The sequence below is a fragment of the Streptomyces sp. NBC_00576 genome, from assembly GCF_036345175.1.
GTDB lineage: Bacteria > Actinomycetota > Actinomycetes > Streptomycetales > Streptomycetaceae > Streptomyces.
The window spans coordinates 10,822,783-10,844,097 of record NZ_CP107780.1 but is presented as its reverse complement, the minus strand read 5'-3'; the positions used below and the strand labels follow the sequence as shown (position 1 = coordinate 10,844,097).

1 protein-coding gene (only partly in view) is annotated in these 21,315 nt (G+C 71.0%); it reads right to left on the bottom strand.

Going from position 1 to position 21,315, the window contains the following annotated elements:
* Positions 1–22 precede the first annotated feature (22 nt).
* Positions 23–21,315, bottom strand: partial view of a non-ribosomal peptide synthetase gene (locus tag OG734_RS47150; RefSeq protein WP_330285434.1) — the 3' portion only. Its footprint extends 4,912 nt past the window's final position; the window shows 21,293 of its 26,205 coding nt (coding positions 4,913–26,205); its start codon lies off the right edge, out of view — the gene reads right to left on this strand; the stop codon is at positions 23–25.

The window sequence follows — 21,315 nt, the reverse complement described above, 5'->3', positions numbered from 1 at the left end:
TCTGTTCTCTCCGTTCCTTTCGTCATCGGGACTCCAGCCAGGCCGAGATCGCCTGCCACACCAGGCCCATCATGTCGGGGCGGACCATGTCCACGTGCCCGCACGGGATGGACACCTCCGTCATCTCGCCGGAGACATAAGGCGCCCACTTCGCGGTAAGGGGTCCGTCCTCCGGCGCGTTGTCCGCCGAGGTGAGGATCAGGGCGTCGCCCTCGAACCGGCCGGTGGCGTGCGCACCCCTGATCCGGGTGTTGTTCTCGAACGTCCGCGCGACGACCGCGATCTCCTCGTCGGAGAACCCGCCGAGCAGATGGCCGAACTCGGCCCGGATCGCGTCCTCCCACGACAGGTCCCCGTCGGCGGTCGCGCCGTCCTCGGCACCGGTGGTCGCGCGCTCGTCGTCGAGCGGGAACGAGTCCATGATGACCAGGGCTGCCACCTCCTCGCCTTGTTCCCACAGCTGGACGGCGATCTCATGCGCGGGAGCCGCACCGAAGGAGTAGCCGACGATGTGGTACGGACCGGTCGGCTGCACCTCGCGCATCTGCTCGATGTAGTCGGCCGCCATCTCCGCCAGCGAGGCCGCGAACGGAGCCTTGCCGTCGACGCCGCGGGCCTGGAGACCATAGACGGGCAGGTCCTCCGGCGTGTGCTGGGCGAAGGGCGTGTAGCACCAGCTCAGTCCGCCTGCTGGATGAACGCAGAACAGGGGCGGCCGATCACCGCCGTCGCGGATCGTCAGCAGCACACCGAGCGAGTCCCCCATCGACGACAGGCTGAGCGTGTTGCGCAGGGCGGTCACCGTCGGGGCGGCCATCACGTCCAGGACGGAGGTGGTGACGCCCCGGGCCTCCAGCCGGTGCACCAGCCTGACCGCCAGCAGTGAGTGCCCGCCGAGTGCGAAGAAGTCGTCGTCCGGCCCGACCTCGGGCAGCCCGAGCACTTCCGCGAACACCTCGCACATGGCCTGTTCCAGTGCCGCCAGCGGCCCGTGGGCCACCGCGCCGCCGACCCCGTGCGCGAGGTCGGGATCGGGTAGAGCTCTGCGGTCGAGCTTGCCGTTGACCGTCAGTGGCAGAGCGTCCAGCTCCACCAACGCCGACGGCAGCATGTACTGCGGCAGCCGCCCGAGGGCATACTCCCGGACCACACCCTCGAGAGCCGCACCCACCTCGTGCGGCACCAGATAGGCGACCAGGCGCTTGTCCCCGGGCACGTCCTCCCGCACCACGACAGCCGCCTGGGCCACCGCCGGATGGGCACCCAGGACGGCCTCCACCTCCCCCGGCTCCACCCGGAACCCACGGATCTTCACCTGCCCGTCGGCACGCCCGACGAACACCAACCGGCCTTCCGCATCCCAGCGCACCAAGTCACCCGTGCGGTACATCCGTTCACCGGCCACACCGAACGGGCAGGCCACGAACCGCTCACCGGTCAGCCCCGGCCGGCCGAGATAACCCCGCGCGACACCAACCCCGGCGACATACAGCTCCCCGGCCACACCCACCGGCACCGGACTGAGCCCGCCATCCAGGACATACGCCCGCATGTTGTCCAACGGCCGCCCGATCGGCAGCACCCCGTCCACCCGACCGGCATCCCCGACCCCGTACTGAGTGGCACACAAGGTCACCTCGGTCGGCCCGTACAACTGCCGCACCATCACACCAGGACTGGCCTCCAGCACCCGACGCACCGACTCCGCCGGCACCACATCCCCACCCGTCAACACCTCACCCACACCCGCAAAACAACCCGGATCCTGATCCGCCAGCACCCGCAGCAATCCGGCCGTCACATGCACATGCGACAGCTCGTGATCGGCGACCAGACGGCGCATCACCACCGCATCCACCCGCTCGTCCGGCGCGACGACAACCGTCGCGCCGGACAGCAGCGGGACCCACAACTCATACGACGAGGCATCAAAGGCATGCGGCGCGTGGAACAACACCCGCGACGGAGCACCCCAACAGCGATCCGTGGCCAGCGCCACGACATCCCGGTGCGTCACCACCACACCCTTCGGCACACCCGTCGAACCGGACGTGTACATCACATACGCGGCCGCATCAGGCTCCACAGTGGGCAGCGCCGCCTCCGCCGCCTGCGCAACCCCATCGACCCACACCACACCCAGGTCCGTCGTCCGGACGAACTCATGCCCAGCCGCATCCCCATGCGTGACAACCCACCGCACACCGGCGTCCTCGACCACCCCACGCATCCGCGCCACCGGCCAACCCACATCCAGCGGCAGATACACACCACCGGCCTTCAACACCGCCAACAACGCCACCACCAGGTCCACCGACCGCTCCATGACCACGGCGACGACCGACTCCTGCCCCACGCCCGACGCGACCAGCACCCGCGCCAACTCATCGGCCCGCACCTCCAGTTGGCCGTAACTCACCTCCGTGTCGCCGGACGCCAGCGCCACGGCGTCCGGATCGGCCGCCGCGCGCTCCGCGAACGCTTCCGGCAGCGAGACGTCCGCCACCGCGACCGAGGTGTCGTTGTGCCCCTCGACCAGCTGGGACCGTTCGGACTCGTCCAGCACGTCCACTGCCAGGAGCGGTGTGTCGGGGGCCTCTCCGAGGGCCGTGACCAAGTGGTCCAGGCAGGTGTGCAGCAGAGCGCAGACGTGGGCGGGATCGGCGGGAGCCACCGCGTCCACGGCGATGGTGAAGCCGTCACCGCCGACATCGACGGCCACGGCGAGCGGGTAGTCGGTGACGTCGCGGTCGGACAGCAGTTCCATGCCTGCCATGACATCGGAAGTCTCCTGCGGCACCTCCTGGTTGTGCCGGTAGTTGAAGAGCGAGGTGAACAGGGGACCACCGGGCAGCCCACTGGCCGCCTGGGCCAAGGCGAGGGGAGCGTGCTCATGGACCATCAGGTCGGCGAGCTGGTGCCGCAGACCGGTCAGCGCCTCCCCGACCGCCAGGCCGGCCATGCGCACCCGTACCGGCAGCGTGTTGATGAACAGGCCCGGCACACGGTCGGAGCCCGCCCCCGAGTTCATCCGGCCGAACACGATGGTCCCGAACACCACGTCGTCACGGCTCGACAGGGCGGCGAGCAGGCGTGCCCACGCCAGGTGGAAGACCGTTGCCGGGCTGACCCCCAGCGATCGGGCAACCCCCTTGAGCCGTCCGGTCAGGTCGCCGTCGACCCGGAGGGTGGCTTTCGCCACCGCCTTGCCGTCGCCATGCACCTCGACCAGCCCGTACGGGGTGGTCGGCTCGGTCACGTCGTCGAGGAGGTCGGTGAAGTAGCGCTGGTGCTCCTCCCTCGACACCCCTAGCCGTGCCTGCGCCACGAAGTCACGGAACGGCAGGGGCTGCGGCAGGTGTCCGGTCCTTCCGGCCAGGTACGCCCGCAGTTCGTCGAGCATCACCTGAAGGCCGGTGTGGTCCTGCAGCAGGTGGTGGACGCGGAGCAGGCACAGCCACCGGTCGCTGTGCGGGTCGGCGGCGATGTGTGTCGTCATCAACGGTGCCCGATCCAGGTCCATCCAGCCTCGGACGGCGGCCGCCAACTGCTCACCCGCGGCCTGGCCTTCGGGGTCGAGGACGACCTCGTCGACCGGCAGGTCGGCATGGCGCAGCACCACCTGGACGGGCTCCGGAAGACCGTCGGACACGAACGCCGTGCGGTAGACGCCGTGCCGGTCCACCACCCACTGCATCGCTTCGAGGAAGTCGTCCAGGCGTTGCCGCGAGTCGAACTCGATCACCGTGGGCGTCACGTACACGTCCGTGCCGTCCCGGTCGAGCATCAGATGGTGGAAGAAGATGCCTTCCTGCAGCGGGGCCAACGGGTACACGTCCTGCACGTTGGCCGCGCCGCCCGGCACCCGCGCCACCAGCCGCGCGACCTCGGCCTCACCCAGGTCGACCAGCGGCAGCATCTCCGGCGTGATGACGGTGGCACCGTCCGGGATCAGGTTCGGCGGTACCACCACCGTCTCCGGTCCCGCTGCCGCCGCCAGTCCGGCCGGTGTCGGCGTCATGAACAGCGCGCGCACCGACACCGACACCCCACGCTGTCGCAGCCACTCCACCAGCGACACCGCCAGCAGCGAGTGGCCGCCCAGGGCGAAGAAGTCGTCGTCCACGCCGACCGCCGGGAGGCCCAGCACCTCGGCGAACGCCTGGCACAGCAGCTCTTCCTCGATGGTGGCCGCGGCACGCCCGCCACCGGCGGTGTGGACCGGGGCCGGCAGTGCGCTGCGGTCGAGCTTCCCGTTCGCGGTCAACGGCAACGCGTCCACCGCCACCACGACCGAGGGCACCATGTACGACGGCAACCTCTCGGCCGCGTGGGCATGCGCCGCTTCCGCCACATCGCCGTCGTCCGGGTCGCCGGCCACGACGTACGCGACGAGCCGCTTGTCGCCCGGTACGTCCTCGCGCACCACGGCGGCGGCCCGACCGACCGCGGGGTGAGCGCTCAACACGGCCTCCACCTCGCCCAGCTCGATCCGAAATCCCCGGATCTTCACCTGGTCGTCCGCGCGGCCCAGGAACTCCAGCTCACCGTCCGTCCGCCACCGCACCACATCGCCGGTGCGGTACATGCGCTCTCCGGCTGATCCGAACGGGCAGGCCACGAAACGCTCCGCCGACAGCCCCCGGCGCTCCAAGTAGCCCCGAGCGAGCTGGGCTCCGGCCAGATACAGCTCGCCGGCCACGCCCGGTGGCACCAGCTGGAGCGTGCCGTCGAGCACATGGGCCCGCGTGTTGTCGACCGGGCGGCCGATCGGCACCTGGGGGGCACTCGTGCCCCGCGCGACCTCGGCGGCGGTCGCGTAGACCGTCACCTCGGTCGGACCGTACAGGTTGGTCGCCGTGGTTCCGACCGCCGTCATACGGTCGGCCAGGGATCGGGACAGCGCCTCGCCCGCGACGAGCAGTCGCAGGCCCCGCGCGGCCTCCTCGTGCGCTGTCAGCAGTGCGTGCCACAGCGACGGGGTCCCCTGCATCACGGTCACCCCGAACCGTGCGACGAGTTCGGCGACCGTCTCGGGATCCCGCACCTCCCCGTCCTGGGCGACCACGACCCCGGCGCCCGCGAGCAGCGGAACGTACAGCTCGAAGACGTGGATGTCGAAGGTCACCGTCGTCACGGCCAGCAGACGGTCCTCGGTGTCCATCGGGAACCGTCGGCCGATCCCCGCGACGAGGTTCGCCATGGCGCCGTGCGGAACGACGACTCCCTTGGGCCTGCCGGTGGACCCCGATGTGTAGATCACATAGGCCGGGTGGTCGGGGAGCAGTGGCGTGACACGTTCGCCGTCGGTGACTGCGGCGTCGTCCATGCCGACCAGCTTCGCGACCGTACGGGGATCGTCCAGGACGATCCGCTCCGGCCCGGACGCCCCGGCCTCGACCCCACGGTGGGTGAGCAGCAGCCCGGGCCGGGCCTCGTCGAGCATGAAGGCGATGCGCTCGGCCGGATGACCCGGGTCGATCGGGAGATACGCACCGCCGGCCTTCAGCACGGCCAGCAGGGCCACGAGCAGGTCGGCCGAGCGTTCCATGCACACCGCGACACGCGACTCCGGACCGATACCGCGCCGCACGAGCAGCCGGGCCAGCCGGTTCGCTCGCGCGTTCAGCTCGGCGTAGGTCAGCCGTGCTTCGCCGCACAGCACCGCCACCGCGTCGGGCGTCCTGAGCACCTGCGCCTCGAACATCGCGGGGACGGACAGGGTCGGCAGCGGGGTATCGGTGTCGTTCCACTCCTCGACGACCCGTCGCCGTTCGTCCGCGTCGAGCACGTCCACCGCGCTCAGACGCACGTCGGTGTCTGCGGCGACGGCTTCCAGGATGCGTACCAGGCAGCCCGCGATCCGCTCGGCCGTCTCCCGGTCGAACAGGTCGGCGGCGGCGATGAGCACGCCCTGCATACCCGCCGGAGCACCGGCGGCGTCGAGCATCTCGCCGACGGACAGATCGAGGTCGAACTTCGCCGCCGCACTTCCCATGGGCAGCGAGTCGGTGCGCAGCCCCGGCAGCTCCGCGGCGGGGTCGCCACCGGGCCCGCCCGTGTTCTGGAGGGTGAGCATGACCTGGAAGAGGGGGTGGCGGGCCAGTGAGCGGGTCGGGGCCAGCTCCTCGACCAGCCTCTCGAACGGCACGTCCTGGTTCTCGTACGCCGACAGGCTCACCGCCCGCACCCGCGCGAGCAGTTCACGGAAGGTCGGGTCACCGGACAGGTCGGTGCGGATCACGAGCGTGTTGACGAAGAAGCCGACCAGTTCGTTGAGGCCCTCATCCGTCCGCCCCGCGACCGACGCACCGATGGGGACGTCGCTGCCCGCGCCGAAGCGGTGCAGCAGCGTCGCGAGCGCGGCCTGGAGCACCATGAAGACCGTGACGCCCTCGGTGCGCACCACCTCCGACAGCCGCTGGTGGACCTCGGCGGGCACCAGCACGGGCACCTCGTACCCGCGGGTGGACACCTCGGCGGGACGCGGCCGGTCCGTGGGCAGCTCCAGTTCTTCCGGTGCCCCGGCGAGGGCGTCCCGCCAGTACTCCACCTGACGCGACAGAACACTGCCGGGGTCGTCCTCCTCGCCGAGCAGTTCTCGCTGCCAGAGCGCGTAGTCGACGTACTGCACCGGCAGCGGTGCCCAGCCCGGCTCGTGGTCCTCGCGGTGGGCGGCGTAGGCCTCCGCCATGTCGCGGGCCAGCGGCTCCATGGACCACGCGTCACCGGCGATGTGGTGGACCACCAGGACCAGCACATGCTCCTGAGGAGCCGTCGCGAACAACCACGCCCGCAGCGGGATCTCGGTGGAGAGGTCGAACGCGTACCCGGCCGCTCCGGCCACCGCCTCTTCGAGTCCGTCCGCGGCGACGTCCACGACCCGCAGTTCGAACCCGCAGTCGTCGACCAGCAACACCCGCTGGTACGGCTCCCCGTCCGCCATGGAGAACACCGTCCGCAGCACCTCGTGCCGCCCGATCACGTCGCGGAACGCCGCGGCCAGCGCCTCCCGGTCCAGCTCTCCGGTCAGCCGCAGGGTCAGGGGGATGTTGTACGTGGCGTTCGGTCCGTCCAACTGGCCGAGGAACCACAACCGCCGCTGTGCGAACGACAACGGTGCCCGCTCCGGCCGCTCCCGCGCCTCCAGCGCGGCACGTCCCGGCCCGGTCCGGACGAGCCTGCGCGCGAGGGCTGCCGGGGTCGGTGTCTCGAACAGTGCGCGGATCGGCAGCTCCGCGTCCAGCACCGCGCGCACCCGGCTCACCAGCCGCGTCGCCAGCAGCGAGTGCCCGCCGAGGGCGAAGAAGTCGTCGTCCACGCCGACGGCCGGCAGGCCGAGCACCTGGGCGAAGGCTCCGCACAGCAGTTCCTCGCGCGCGTCGGCCGCCGTCCTGCCCGCGCCGATCGTGTAGTCGGGGGCGGGGAGCGCCGTGCGGTCGAGCTTGCCGTTCGTCGTGAGCGGGAAGCCGTCCAGCTCCACGATCGCCGAGGGCACCATGTAGCCGGGCAGTTGCTCGGCGGCGTATGCGCGCACTGTCTGGGGCACGTCGCCGGCGTCCACGCCGCTCGCGGCGATCACATAGCCGGTGAGTCGTTTGTCTCCGGGCGTGTCCTCCCGCACGACCACCGCCACCTGGGCCACGGCCGGGTGCCCCGCCAGAACAGCCTCCACCTCACCCGGCTCGATACGGAACCCACGGATCTTCACCTGATCATCCGCACGCCCCACGAACACCAACTCACCGTCAGCGTCCCACCGCACCCGATCCCCGGTCCGATACATCCGCTCACCCGACACAAACGGACACGCCACAAACCGCTCACCCGTCAACACCGGCCGACGCAGATAACCACGCCCCACCTGCACCCCGGCCACATACAACTCACCCGCCACACCCACCGGCACCGGACACAGCCGGTCATCCAGCACGAACACCCGCATGTTCGCCACCGGACGCCCCACCGGCACCCCCGACCCCAAAGACCGGCCCCCCGCACGCCACACAGTCACATTCACCGTCGCCTCACTCGGCCCGTAACTGTTGAACAACGTGCGACCACCCGCCACCCAACGCTCCACCAGACCAGGCGGACACACCTCACCACCCACATCCAGCACGAACCCCGGATCCAGCACACCCTCATCCATCAACACCGCCACCCCCGGCGGCAACGTCGCATGCGTCACCCCCTCATCCAGCAGGAAACGCACCAACTCATCACCCAGCCGCGACTCCCCCGGCACCGTCACCAACGCCGCCCCCCGCAGCAACGCCAGCAACCACTCCTCACAGAACGCGTCAAAACCCACCGACGCGAACTGCGCCACCCGACTCCCCGGCCCCACCCCATACCGGTCATGACTCGCCACATAACTCACACACGCCTCATGCGAGACCATCACGCCCTTCGGCCGCCCCGTCGACCCAGACGTGAAGATCACATACGCCGGATGCGACGGCAGCAACGGAGCAAGCCGGTCCACGTCCGACACCGGACCCTCGTCATAACCGTCGACCTCCGCAAGGAACTCCGGACTGTCCACCACCAGCACCGGAGCCGCATCCTCCAACACGAAACGAATCCGCTCCGCAGGCTGCCCCGGATCAACCGCCACAAAGGCACCACCCGCCTTCAACACCGCCAGAACCGCCACCACCAACTCCGGCGACCGCTCCAACACCAAAGCCACCACCGACTCCGGACCCACCCCCGACACGACCAGCTTCCGCGCCAGACAATTCGCCCACGCATCCACCTCCGCATACGACAGCTCCACACCACCACCGGACAACGCCACCGCCTCCGGCAACCGCACCACCTGCGCCGCAAACAAGTCCGGCAGCGACACCTGCGGTACATCCGTGACGGGGCCGTTCCAGCCGTGGAGGACCTGGTGGTGCTCCTGCGAGTCCAGCACCTCCACCGCCGCGAGCCCGGTGTCCGGCGCGTCCTCGAGAACGGAGACCAGGTTGTCCAGGCAGGTGTGCAGCAGCCGGCAGACCTGGTCGGGGTCGGCCGGGGCGTGCGCGTCGGCGGTCAGCAGGAACCGCTCTCCGGCGTCGTCCACGGACATGGTCACCGGGTAGTTGCTCTGTTCCCGGTACCCGAGCAGGCCGATGCCGCCCACGCGGTCGGTCGGCTCGACGGGGCGTTCGGCCTCCGGCGCCGTGGTGAACCGGTAGTTGAACAGCGACGTGAACAGCGGGGTGCCGCCCGGCACGCCGCTGACCGACTGTGCCAGCGTGAGCGGTGCGTGCTCGTGGACCATCAGCTCGGCGAGTTGGGTCCGCATGTCCGACAGTGCGGCGTCGGACCCGGTGCCGTCGAGACGGACGCGCACGGGCAGCGTGTTCATGAACAGGCCCGGCACGCGGGCGGAGCCCGTCCCCGAGTTCATCCGGCCGAAGACGATCGTGCCGAAGGCCACGTCGTCGCGTCCCGACAGCGCGCCGAGCACCCGGGCCCACGCCAGGTGGAAGACGGTCGCCGGGCTGACTCCCCTCGACCGCGCCAGCGTGCGAACCCGTTCGGCCAGCGCGTCGTCGACCCAGTGCTGGGCACGCGCCTCCGGGCCGCCGTCACCGAGCACGTCCATCAGCCCGTACGGGGCGGTCGGCTCGGTCAGGTCGCCGAGCAGGCCGGAGAAGTAGGCCTCGTGCTCCTCGCGCGTGATCCCCAGCCGCGCCTGCGCCACGTACCCGCGGAACGGTACGGGGTCGGGCAGTTCGTCAGCATGGCCGGTCAGGATCGCGCGTACCTCGTCCAGGAGCACGTCCAGGGCGGTGTGGTCCTGCACCAGGTGGTGGATGAGCAGGAGTGCCACCCAGCGGTCGGTGCCCGGCTCTGCGGCGACCCTGACCCGCATCAGCGGTGCCCGGTCCAGTGCCTGCCATGCCCCCGCTTCGACCAGCAGTTGCTCGGCGGGATCCGCGTCGGCGTCGAGCACGACCTCGTCCACCGGCAGCTCGGCGGTACGCCACACGACCTGCACCGGCTCGCGCAGTCCTTCCCAGACGATCGCCGTCCGGTAGGTGTCGTGACGGTCGACGATCCGCTGCAGCGCCGCCAGGAACCCGTCGAGGACGTCACGCGAGTCGAAGCCGAGCACGGTCGGCAGCACGTACACGTCGCCGTTGTCACCGCCGGCCATCAAGTGGTGGAAGAACATTCCCTCCTGGAGCGGGGCCAGCGGGTAGATGTCCGCGACATTGGCCGCACCACCGGGCACCGTGTCGACCACCCGGGCGATCTCCGCCTCGGTCAGGTCGGTCAGGGTCAGCATGTCCGGCGTGATCGCGGTCGCGCCCGGCGGGATGAGGTTCGGCGGCACCGTCACGTGTTCCGGACCGGCTGCGGCGGCCAGCCCGGCGGGTGTGGCGTTCTGGAACAGCGCCCGCACGGACACCGACACCCCGCGCTCACGCAGATACTCGACGAGGGAGACGGCCAGCAGCGAGTGTCCGCCCAGGGCGAAGAAGTCGTCGTCCACTCCGACGCGTTCGAGGCCCAGCACCTGTGCGAAGGCCATGCACAGCAGTTCCTCGCGCGGCCCCGTCGGAGCACGGCCCGAGCCGGCGGCCGCCGCGAAGTCCGGTGCTGGCAGCACCTTGCGGTCGAGTTTCCCGTTCGCGGTCAGCGGCAGCGCGTCCAGCACCACCACAGCCGAGGGCACCATGTACGACGGCAGCCGCTCGGCCGCGTGGGCCCGCACCGCTTCGGCCAGTTGGTCCGCATCCAGGACGTCGGCCACCACATAAGCGATGAGGCGCTTGTCTCCCGGAGTCTGCTCGCGCACGACCGCGGCAGCCCGTTCGACCGTCGGGTGGCCGGCCAGCGCGGCCTCGACCTCACCGAGCTCGATCCGGAACCCGCGGATCTTGACCTGGTCGTCCGCACGGCTCAGGAACTCCAGTTGGCCATCGCCGCGCCATCGGACCACGTCACCGGTGCGGTACATCCGCTCGCCCGAGCCGAACGGGCAGGCCACGAAGCGTTCCGCCGACAGTCCCGGACGCCGCAGATACCCACGCGCCACCTGGACACCGGCCAGATACAGCTCACCCTGGGTACCCGGCGCCACCGGCCGCAGCGCGCCGTCGAGCACGTACGCCCGTGTGTTGGAGATCGGCCGCCCGATCGGCACCTGGGAAGCCGCGGCGTCTGTCTCGATGCCGGCAGCGGTCGCCCAGACCGTCACCTCGGTCGGGCCGTACAGGTTGGTGACGGTGCTGCCGAGGGCGGCCATACGGGCGGCCAGGGCACCCGGCAGCGCCTCGCCGCCCACCAGCAGGCGCAGCCCGCGCGCGGCCTCGGCGTGCTCGGTCAGCAACGCCTGCCACAGCGCCGGGGTCGCCTGCATCACGGTCACGCCGAACCGGTCGATGAGCGCGGCCACCTCCGCCGGATCCCGGACGGCCGCGTCCTGGGCGACCACGACCCCGGCGCCCGCGAGCAGCGGGACGTACAGCTCCAGGACATGGATGTCGAAGGACACGGTCGTCACGGCCAGCAGGCGGTCGGCGGCGTCCATCGGGAAGCGCGCCCTCATCGCCGTGACGAAGTTCGCCATCGCGCTGTGCGGGACGACGACCCCCTTGGGCCGGCCGGTGGAACCCGACGTGTGAATCACGTAGGCCGCGTGCCCGGGGAGGAGCGCGCCAAGGCGCTCGGAGGCCGTCAGATCTCCGGCGTCCAGCGCCCGAAGCTCCGCCGCCGTACCAGGATCGTCCACGACGATCCGCCCCGGCCCGGACAGCTCCGCGTCGGTCTCTCGGCTGGTGAGGAGCAGCCCGGGGCGGGTGTCGTCGAGTATGTGCCCGATGCGCTCGGCCGGGTGGTCGGGGTCGATCGGCAGATACGCGCCGCCGGCCTTCAGTACCGCCAGCAGAGCGACGAGCAGGTCGGCCGAACGTCGCATGCACACCGCGACGGTCCGCTCCGGACCGACGCCGTGCCGGACGAGCAGCCGGGCCAGCTGGTTGACCCGCGCGTTCAGCTCGGCGTAGGTCAGCCGGGTGTCACCGCTCAGCACCGCGACGGAGTCCGGCGTCCTCGCCACCTGCGCCTCGAACGCGTCGGGTACGCGCAGCGCCGGTACCGGGGCGTCGGTGTCGTTCCACTCCTCGACGACCCGTCGCCGCTCGCCCGCGTCGAGCACGTCCACCGCGCTCAGCCGCACATCGGTGTTCTCGGCGATCAGCCTCAGGACCCGCACCAGGCAGCCCGCGATCCGTTCGGCCGTCGTCTCGTCGAACAGGTCGGCGGCGGCGACGAGCATGCCCTGTATCCCCGTGGGGGCGCCCGCCGCGTCGAAGCTCTCGCCCATGGTGATGTCGAGGTCGAACTTGGCCGCCACACCGTCGGTGGCCAACGAGGCGGTCCGCAGGCCCGGCAGCGCTGCGGACGGGCTGCCGCCCGCCCCGCCCGCGTTCTGGAGGGTGAGCATGACCTGGAACAGGGGATGCCGGGCCAGCGACCGCGCCGGGGCCAGTTCCTCGACCAGCTTCTCGAAGGGCACGTCCTGGTGGGTGAATGCCGCGAGCGAGGTGTCGCGCACCCGGCGGAGGACGCCGGCGACCGTGGGGTCGTCGGACAGATCGGTCCGTATGACGAGGGTGTTGACGAAGAAGCCGATCAGGTCCTCCAGGGCCTGGTCGGTGCGCCCGGCGACCGCAGTGCCGATCGGGATGTCCGTACCGGCGCCCAGCCGGGACAGGGCCACGGCCAGCGCGGTCTGCACGGTCATGAACAAGGTCACGCCGTGCTCCCGCGCCACCTCTCGCAGGCGTTCGTGCAGGGCGGCGGGTATCTCGACGGGAGTCTGGTGTCCCTGGTAGGACGCCGTCGCCGGGCGCGGCCGGTCGGTCGGCAGGTCCAGTTCCTCCGGCGCGCCGTCGAGGGTGTCCCGCCAGAAGGCGACCTGCTGGGAGATCACGCTGTCGGGGTCGTCCTCGTCACCGAGAAGTTCCCGCTGCCACAGGGCGTAGTCGGCGTACTGCACGGGCAACGGCGTCCAGGCCGGTTCCTCGTCGTCGCACCGCGCCGCGTACGCCGCCGCGATGTCGCGTGCCAGAGGCACCATCGACCAGGCGTCCGCCGCGATGTGGTGCACCACCAGGACCAGAAGGTGTTCCTCCGGTGCCGCCGTGAACAACGCCGCCCGTACGGGGATCTCCGCGCCGAGGTCGAACGCGTGCTCCGCCGCCCGGGCCACCGCGTCCGCCACGTCACCGGAGGCCATCTCGATGACCGGCACCTCGAATCCGCTGGCGTCGAGGGGGAGGCTCCGCTGGTACGGCTCACCGCCCTCCATGGAGAAGACCGTGCGCAGGACCTCGTGACGGTCGATCACGTCGCGCAGCGCGGCGTCCAGCGCGACTCGGTCCAACAGGCCGGTGATCCGCGTCGCGAGCGGAATGTTGTACGTGGCGCTGGGACCCTCCAACTGCCCGAGGAACCACAGCCGCCGCTGCGCGAACGACAGCGGCACCCGCTCCGGCCGTTCGTACGCGGCCAGTTCGATCCGTCCGGGCCGGGCCTGGACGAGCCAGCGCGCGAGACTCGCCGGAGTCGGCATGTCGAACAACGCGACGATCGTCATCTCCACATGGAACGTAGCCCGGATCCTGCCGACGAGGACGGTGGCCAGCAGCGAGTGCCCGCCCAGGGCGAAGAAGTCGTCGTCCACTCCGAACTCGGGCAACCCGAGCACGTCGGCGAACGCCTGACACAGCAGTTCCTCGCGGGCGTCGGCCGGCGCCCGCCCAGCACCCCTCGCGTAGTCGGGAGCGGGCAGCGCGGCACGGTCCACCTTCCCGTTCGCCATCAACGGCAGGGCATCCAGCTCGACCAGGGCCGACGGCAGCATGTACTGCGGCAGCCGCTCGGTGGCGTATGCGCGGACGGTGACGCCGAGGACCTCGCCCCGTTCGGCGGGCACCAGATAGGCGACCAGGCGCTTGTCCCCGGGCACGTCCTCCCGCACCACGACAACCGCCTGGGCCACCGCCGGATGGGCACCCAGGACGGCCTCCACCTCCCCCGGCTCCACCCGGAACCCACGGATCTTCACCTGCCCGTCGGCACGCCCGACGAACACCAACCGGCCTTCCGCATCCCAGCGCACCAAGTCACCCGTGCGGTACATCCGTTCACCGGCCACACCGAACGGGCAGGCCACGAACCGCTCACCGGTCAGCCCCGGCCGGCCGAGATAACCCCGCGCGACACCAACCCCGGCGACATACAGCTCCCCGGCCACACCCACCGGCACCGGACTGAGCCCGCCATCCAGGACATACGCCCGCATGTTGTCCAACGGCCGCCCGATCGGCAGCACCCCGTCCACCCGACCGGCATCCCCGACCCCGTACTGAGTGGCACACAAGGTCACCTCGGTCGGCCCGTACAACTGCCGCACCATCACACCAGGACTGGCCTCCAGCACCCGACGCACCGACTCCGCCGGCACCACATCCCCACCCGTCAACACCTCACCCACACCCGCAAAACAACCCGGATCCTGATCCGCCAGCACCCGCAGCAATCCGGCCGTCACATGCACATGCGACAGCTCGTGATCGGCGACCAGACGGCGCATCACCACCGCATCCACCCGCTCGTCCGGCGCGACGACAACCGTCGCGCCGGACAGCAGCGGGACCCACAACTCATACGACGAGGCATCAAAGGCATGCGGCGCGTGGAACAACACCCGCGACGGAGCACCCCAACAGCGATCCGTGGCCAGCGCCACGACATCCCGGTGCGTCACCACCACACCCTTCGGCACACCCGTCGAACCGGACGTGTACATGATGTAGGCCGCCTGCTGGGGCGAGGACGGCCGGGGCAGTGCTCCTTCCTCTGCCTCCGCCTCTGCCTCTGCCTCCACCGAAAACGTCGGGAGGTCGAGGTCACGCAGGAATGCGTGTCCGGCCGTCGGCTCGTGGACCACCACGCATCGCGCGCCCGAGTCCTTCACGACAGTCCGCATCCGTGCGACCGGCCATCCCGCGTCCAGCGGCACGTACACGCCGCCGGCCTTCAGGACGGCCAGCAGCGTCACCACCAGATCGACCGACCGCTCCATCACGACCGCGACGGTCGACTCCGCGTCCACGCCCGCCGCGACCAACGCCCGCGCCAGCCTGTCCGAGCGGGCGTCCAGCTCGGCGTAACCGATCTCGACGTCGCCGGAGATCAGCGCCGTGGCCTGCGGGGCACGTGCCGCCTGTGCGGCGAACGCGACCGGAACGGTCACGTCGGGAACGTCCACGGCCGTGTCGTTCCACTCGACCCGTACCCGGTTCCCGGCCTGCGCGTCCAGGACGTCCACTCGGGCGAGCGGGGTGTCCGGAGCTTCCGTCAGGGCGGTGACCAGGTTGGTGAGGCAGGTGTGCATGAGTGCGCAGACCTGGTCGGGGTCGGCGGGCGCCATCGCGTTCACGGTGATGACGAAGCTGGGGCCGTCATTGTCGATGGACATGTGCAGCGGGTAGTTCGTGTGCTCTCGGGTGAAGATCGTCCGGATGCCTTCGATGCCCTCACCGGACTCCGGTTCGTCCCGGTTGTGCCGGTAGTTGAAGAGCGAGGTGAACAGCGGGCTGCCACCGGGCAGGCCGGCGGCGGCCTGGGCCAGCGACAGCGGCGCGTGCTCGTGGACCATGAGGTCGGCGAGTTGGTGGCGCAGTTCGGTCAGGGCCTCGGCCACGCTCTTCCGGGCCATACGTACGCGCACCGGCAAGGTGTTGAGGAACAGGCCCGGCGCCCGGTCGGCGCCCGCGCCTGCGTTCATGCGCCCGAACAGGAGCGTGCCGAACACCACGTCGTCGCTCTCAGACACCACGCCGAGGACGCGCGCCCACGCCAGATGGAACAGGGCTGCCGGGCTGACCCCGAGCGACCGCGCCACCCCGCGCATCCGCTCGGTCAGGGCGTCGTCCACGCGCAGGCGGGCATGTGCGGCCTCCTCGCCGTCACCGTGCACGTCCGTCAGGCCATAGGGAGCGGTGGTCTCGGTGACGTCGCCGAGCAGCCCGGTGAAGTACCGCTCGTGCTCCTCCCGCGAGGTCCCGAGCCGTGCCTGCGCGACGAAGTGACGGAACGGCACCGGAGGCGCCAGCCGGTCGGCCTCCCCGGCCAGGAACGCCCGTAGGTCTTCGAGCAGCACCTCCACGGAGGTGTGGTCCTGGACCAGATGGTGGATGCGCAGCAGCATCAGCCAGCCGCCGTCGGGGCCGGCGGCGATGTGCGCCCGCAGCAATGGCGCGCTGTCCAGCTCGATCCGGCCGCCCGCCGCCGCACGAAGCTGCTCGACCGCGTTCGGACCGTCGGGGTCGAGCTCCATCTCCTCGACCGGCAGTTCGGCGTGGCGCCACACGACCTGGACCGGTTCCGGCAGCCCTTCCCACACGATCGCGGTGCGGTAGATGTCGTGCCGGTCCATCACCCACTGCATCGCCGCGAGGAACTCGTCGAGCCTTTCACGGGAGTCGAAGTCGAGGACGGTCGGTGTCACATAGACGTCCGTGCCGTCCCGGTCGGCCACGAGATGGTGGAAGAAGATGCCTTCCTGCAGCGGGGCCAACGGGTACACGTCCTGCACGTTGGCCGCGCCGCCCGGCACCTGCCCCACGACCCGGGCGATCTCGGCCTCGGTCAGCTCGACCAGCGGCAGCATCTCCGGCGTGATCTCGGTGGCCCCCTCGGGGATGAGGCCGAGCGGCACCACCACCGACTCCGGAACCGCCACGGCGGCCAGCCCTGCCGGGGTCGAGGTCATGAACAGGGCCCGCACCGAGACGGACATACCGCGCTGTCGCAGCCACTCCACCAGGGACACCGCGAGCAGGGAGTGCCCGCCGAGGGCGAAGAAGTCGTCGTCGACCCCGACCACCGGCAGCCCCAGCACCTCGGCGAACGCCTGGCACAGCAGCTCTTCCTGAGCCGTGACCGGGGCGCGTCCGGCACCCGCGCCGGCGTGGTCCGGCTCCGGCAGCGCCCTGCGGTCCAGCTTGCCGTTGACCGTCAAGGGCAGGGTCTCGAGCTCCACGAACGCCGAGGGCACCATGTACGACGGCAACCGCTCCACCGCGAACCCGCGCACCGCGTCCAGGACACCGTCGCAGCCGTCGGCGGGCACGACGTAGCCGATCAACCGCGTTCCGCCCAGGGCGTCGTCGCGCGCGATCACCGCGGCCTGGACCACGTCCGGGTGCGCCGCCAGCACGGCCGACACCTCACCCGGCTCGATCCGGAACCCACGGATCTTCACCTGCTCATCCGCACGCCCCGCGAACACCAGCCGACCGTCCGCAGCCCACCGGGCCCGGTCACCCGACCGGTACATCCGGCCCCCCGCCACACCGAACGGACACCCGACGAACCGCTCACCGGTCAGCCCCGGGCGGCCCATGTAGCCCCGCGCGACCTGCGCCCCGGCCACATACAACTCACCGGTCACGCCCACCGGGACCGGCCGCAGCCACTCATCCAGCACATACACCGACAGCCCCGGCAGACCCCGCCCGATCACACTGCCGTCCGTGCTCTCGTCCGGCCCGAGATCGTGGTGCGTGACATGCACCGTGGTCTCGGTGATGCCGTACATGTTCACCAGCCGGGGCCCGGCCCCGCCCAACCGCTCCCACCAGCCGGCCAGCCGCGCCGGCTCCAGCGCCTCACCGCCGAACACCACCACCCGCAGGTCGTGCAGCGCACCGGCACGGTGCGACTGAGCCTCCATCAGCTGGTAGAACGCCGAAGGCGTCTGACTCAGCACCGTCACCCGCTCGCGCTCCAACAGCTCCGCGAACTCCCCCGGCGACCGCGACACCTCGAACGGCACCACCACCACCCGCCCGCCATGCAGCAACGCACCCCACAACTCCCAGACCGAGACGTCGAAGGCGAACGAGTGGAAGCCGCTCCACACGTCGTCGGCGCCGAAGTCGAAGACCTTCCGGGCAGCGGCGAACAACGCCACCACGTTCCGGTGCGGCACCAGCACACCCTTGGGCCGTCCGGTGGAGCCCGACGTGTAGATCACATACGCCGGGTGGGACGGCAGCAACGGAGCAAGCCGGTCCAAGCCGGTCGTCGACTCGATCTCCGCGCCGTCGACCACGACGGCCGTCACGCCCTCCGGCAGGCTCGACGCGTACTCCGCCGTCGTGACGACACACCTCGCACCCGCGTCCGCCAGCACGAACGCGACCCGCTCGGCCGGATAGTCCGGGTCCAGCGGCAGATACGCACCACCCGCCTTCCCCACCGCCACCATCGCCACCACCACATCGACCGACCGCGCCATGAACACACCGACGACCGACTCCGGGCCCACTCCCCGCCCGGCCAGACCACGCGCCAGCCGATCAGCACGGGCTTCCAACTCCGCATACGACAAGGCCACGTCACCCATCGAGACGGCGACCGCCTGCGGTGTCCTCGCCACCTGCGCCTCGAACAGCTCCGGCAGCGTCGCCTCCGGTGTCGGCAGCTCCGGGTCGTTCCATTCCTCGACGAGGACGGACAGTTCGGCCTCGTCCAGCACGTCGACGGCGCTGAGACGCAGGTCGGGGCGGCGGGTGAGCGTGTCGAGCACCCGGGTGAACCAGGTCCCGATCCGGTCGGCGGTGTCCTGGTCGAACAGGTCGGCAGCCGCGACGAGCGTGCCGTGCATCCCGGTCGGGGCGCCCTCCGCGTCGAAGGTCTCCGCGAAGGCCACGTCGAGGTCGAACTTGGCGGGCACCGCACCCGTCGGCAGCACCGAGGTCTCCAGGCCGGGCAGCTCGGCGGACGTGCCGCCACCGGCCCGAGCGGTGTTCTGCAGGGTCAGCATCACCTGGAACAGCGGATGCCGCGTCAGCGACCGCGCCGGGGCCAGGTCCTCCACCAGCCGCTCGAACGGCACGTCCTGGTGTGCCAGGGCGGTCAGCAGGTCGTCGCGCACCCGCTCCAGCACCCCGGCGAACGTCGGGTTGCCGGACAGGTCGGTGCGCAGGACCAGGGTGTTGACGAAGAATCCGGCCAGGTCGTCCAAGGCCTGGTCGGTGCGTCCGGCCACGGCGGTGCCGATCGGGAGGTCGGTGCCGGCGCCCAGTCGCGACAGTGTCACCGCCAGCGCGGCCTGGAGCACCATGAAGACCGTCACGCCCTCGGCCCGTGCCGTCTCCCGCAGCCGCCGGTGCAGTTCGGCCGGAAGCTCGACCTCGGCGAGATGACCGCGATAGGAGAACTCGGCGGGACGCGGCCGGTCGAACGGCAGCTCAAGCTCCTCCGGGGCTCCTGCGAGCGCGTCCCGCCAATGGCCCATCTGCCGCGCGATCAGGCTGTCCGGGTCGCCCTCGTCGCCCAGCAGCTCTCGTTGCCACATCGCGTAGTCGGCGTACTGCACGGGCAGCGGCGCCCACACCGGGGCCTCGCCCTCGCGGCGGGCCGCGTACGCCGCCGACACGTCGCGCGCCAGGGGCTCCATCGACCAGGCGTCGCCCGCGATGTGGTGCACCACCAGGACCAGCACGTGCTCGTCAGGTGCCACCGCGAACAGCGTCGCGCGCACCGGGTTCTCCACGGCCAGATCGAAGGCGTACGTCGCCGCTTCCGCGATCGCCTCGGTCAGATCGTCGGACGACACCTCCACGACCTCGGGCGTGAACGCCGTCTCCGCCACCGGGAGGACCCGCTGGTAGGGCTCGCCGTTCTCGGCCACCGCGAACACGGTGTGCAGCACCTCGTGGCGTTCGACCGTGTCGCGCAGGGCGGCCACGAACGCCTCCCGGTCCAGCGGCCCGGTCAGGCGCAGTGCCAGCGGAAGGTTGTACGTCGGACTCGGGCCCTCCAACTGCCCCAGGAACCAGAGGCGCTGCTGGGCGAAGGACAGGGGCGGCCGCTCCGGCCGCTCGCGCGCGGCCAAAGCCTTCCGTCCCGGCCCGGCGGCTTCGGCGAGCCGGGCAGCCAGACGGCCGGGCGTCGGCGCCTCGAACACGGTCCGGATCGACAGCTCCACGTCCAGGAGCGCGCGCACCCGACTCACCAGGCGGGTGACCAGCAGTGAATGTCCGCCGAGCGTGAAGAAGTCGTCGTCCACGCCGACCGTGGGCAGCCCCAGGATCTCGGCGAAGGCCTGGCACAGCAACTCCTCGCGGGCGTCGACCGGCAGCCGTCCGGCGCCCGGCAGGTACCGGGGGACGGGCAGCGCGGCCCGGTCGACCTTCCCGTTGACCGTCAGCGGGAAGGCGTCCAGCTCCACGAACGCCGCCGGCACCATGTACTCGGGCAGGCGTTCGGCCGCGTACGCACGCGCCGCTGCCGCGACCGGACTGCCCGCTTCCACGGGCACGAGATAGCCGATCAGCCGCTTGTTCCCGGGGGTGTCCTCCCGCACGACAACGGTCGCCTGAGCCACGGCCGGGTGCTCGGAGAGCACCGCCTCGACCTCGCCCGGCTCCACCCGGAAACCGCGGATCTTCACCTGGTCGTCGGCGCGCCCGGCGAAGACCAGCCGCCCGTCCGGGGTCCATCTGGCGAGGTCCCCGGTGCGGTACATCCGTTCGCCCGGTCCGAACGGACACGCCACGAAACGCTCCGCCGTCGTCTGCGCGCGGTTGACATAGCCGCGCGCGAGGCCGGCCCCGGCCACGTACAATTCTCCGGCCACGCCCACCGGCACCACGTTGAGCCCGTTGTCCAGGACGTAGACGCGCGTGTTGTCCAGCGGCCGCCCGATCGGCAGCACCGCGTCGACCTCGGCGGCGTCGGCGACCTCGTACTGGGTGGCGCACAACGTCACCTCGGTCGGCCCGTACATGTGCCGCACGACCACCCGCGGGTTGGCCTCCAGGATCCGGCGTACCGCTTCAGCGGGCACCACGTCCCCGCCCGTCAGCACTTCACGCACGCCAGTGAAGCAGCCCGGGTCGTCCTCGGCCAGCACCCGCAGCAGGCCCGCGGTGACATGGACGTGCGTCAGCTCGTGCTCGGCGGCCAGTCGCCGCATCAGCGACGCGTCAATGCGTTCCCGGGGTGCGATCACCACGGTGCCCCCCGACAGCAGCGGCACCCACAGCTCGTACGAGGAGGCGTCGAACGCGTGCGGGGCGTGGAACAGCACCCGTGGCGTCGAGCCCCAGCAGCGGTCCATGGCCAGCCGCACCACGTCCCGGTGCGTGGCCACCACGCCCTTCGGCAGCCCCGTCGAGCCCGATGTGTACATCACGTACGCGGCCCCGCCCGGCGGAACCGGCCCCGGCAGGTCCACCGCGGTCTCCGCCTCGGCGTCGACCGGCACCAGCGCGACCCCGACCTCCA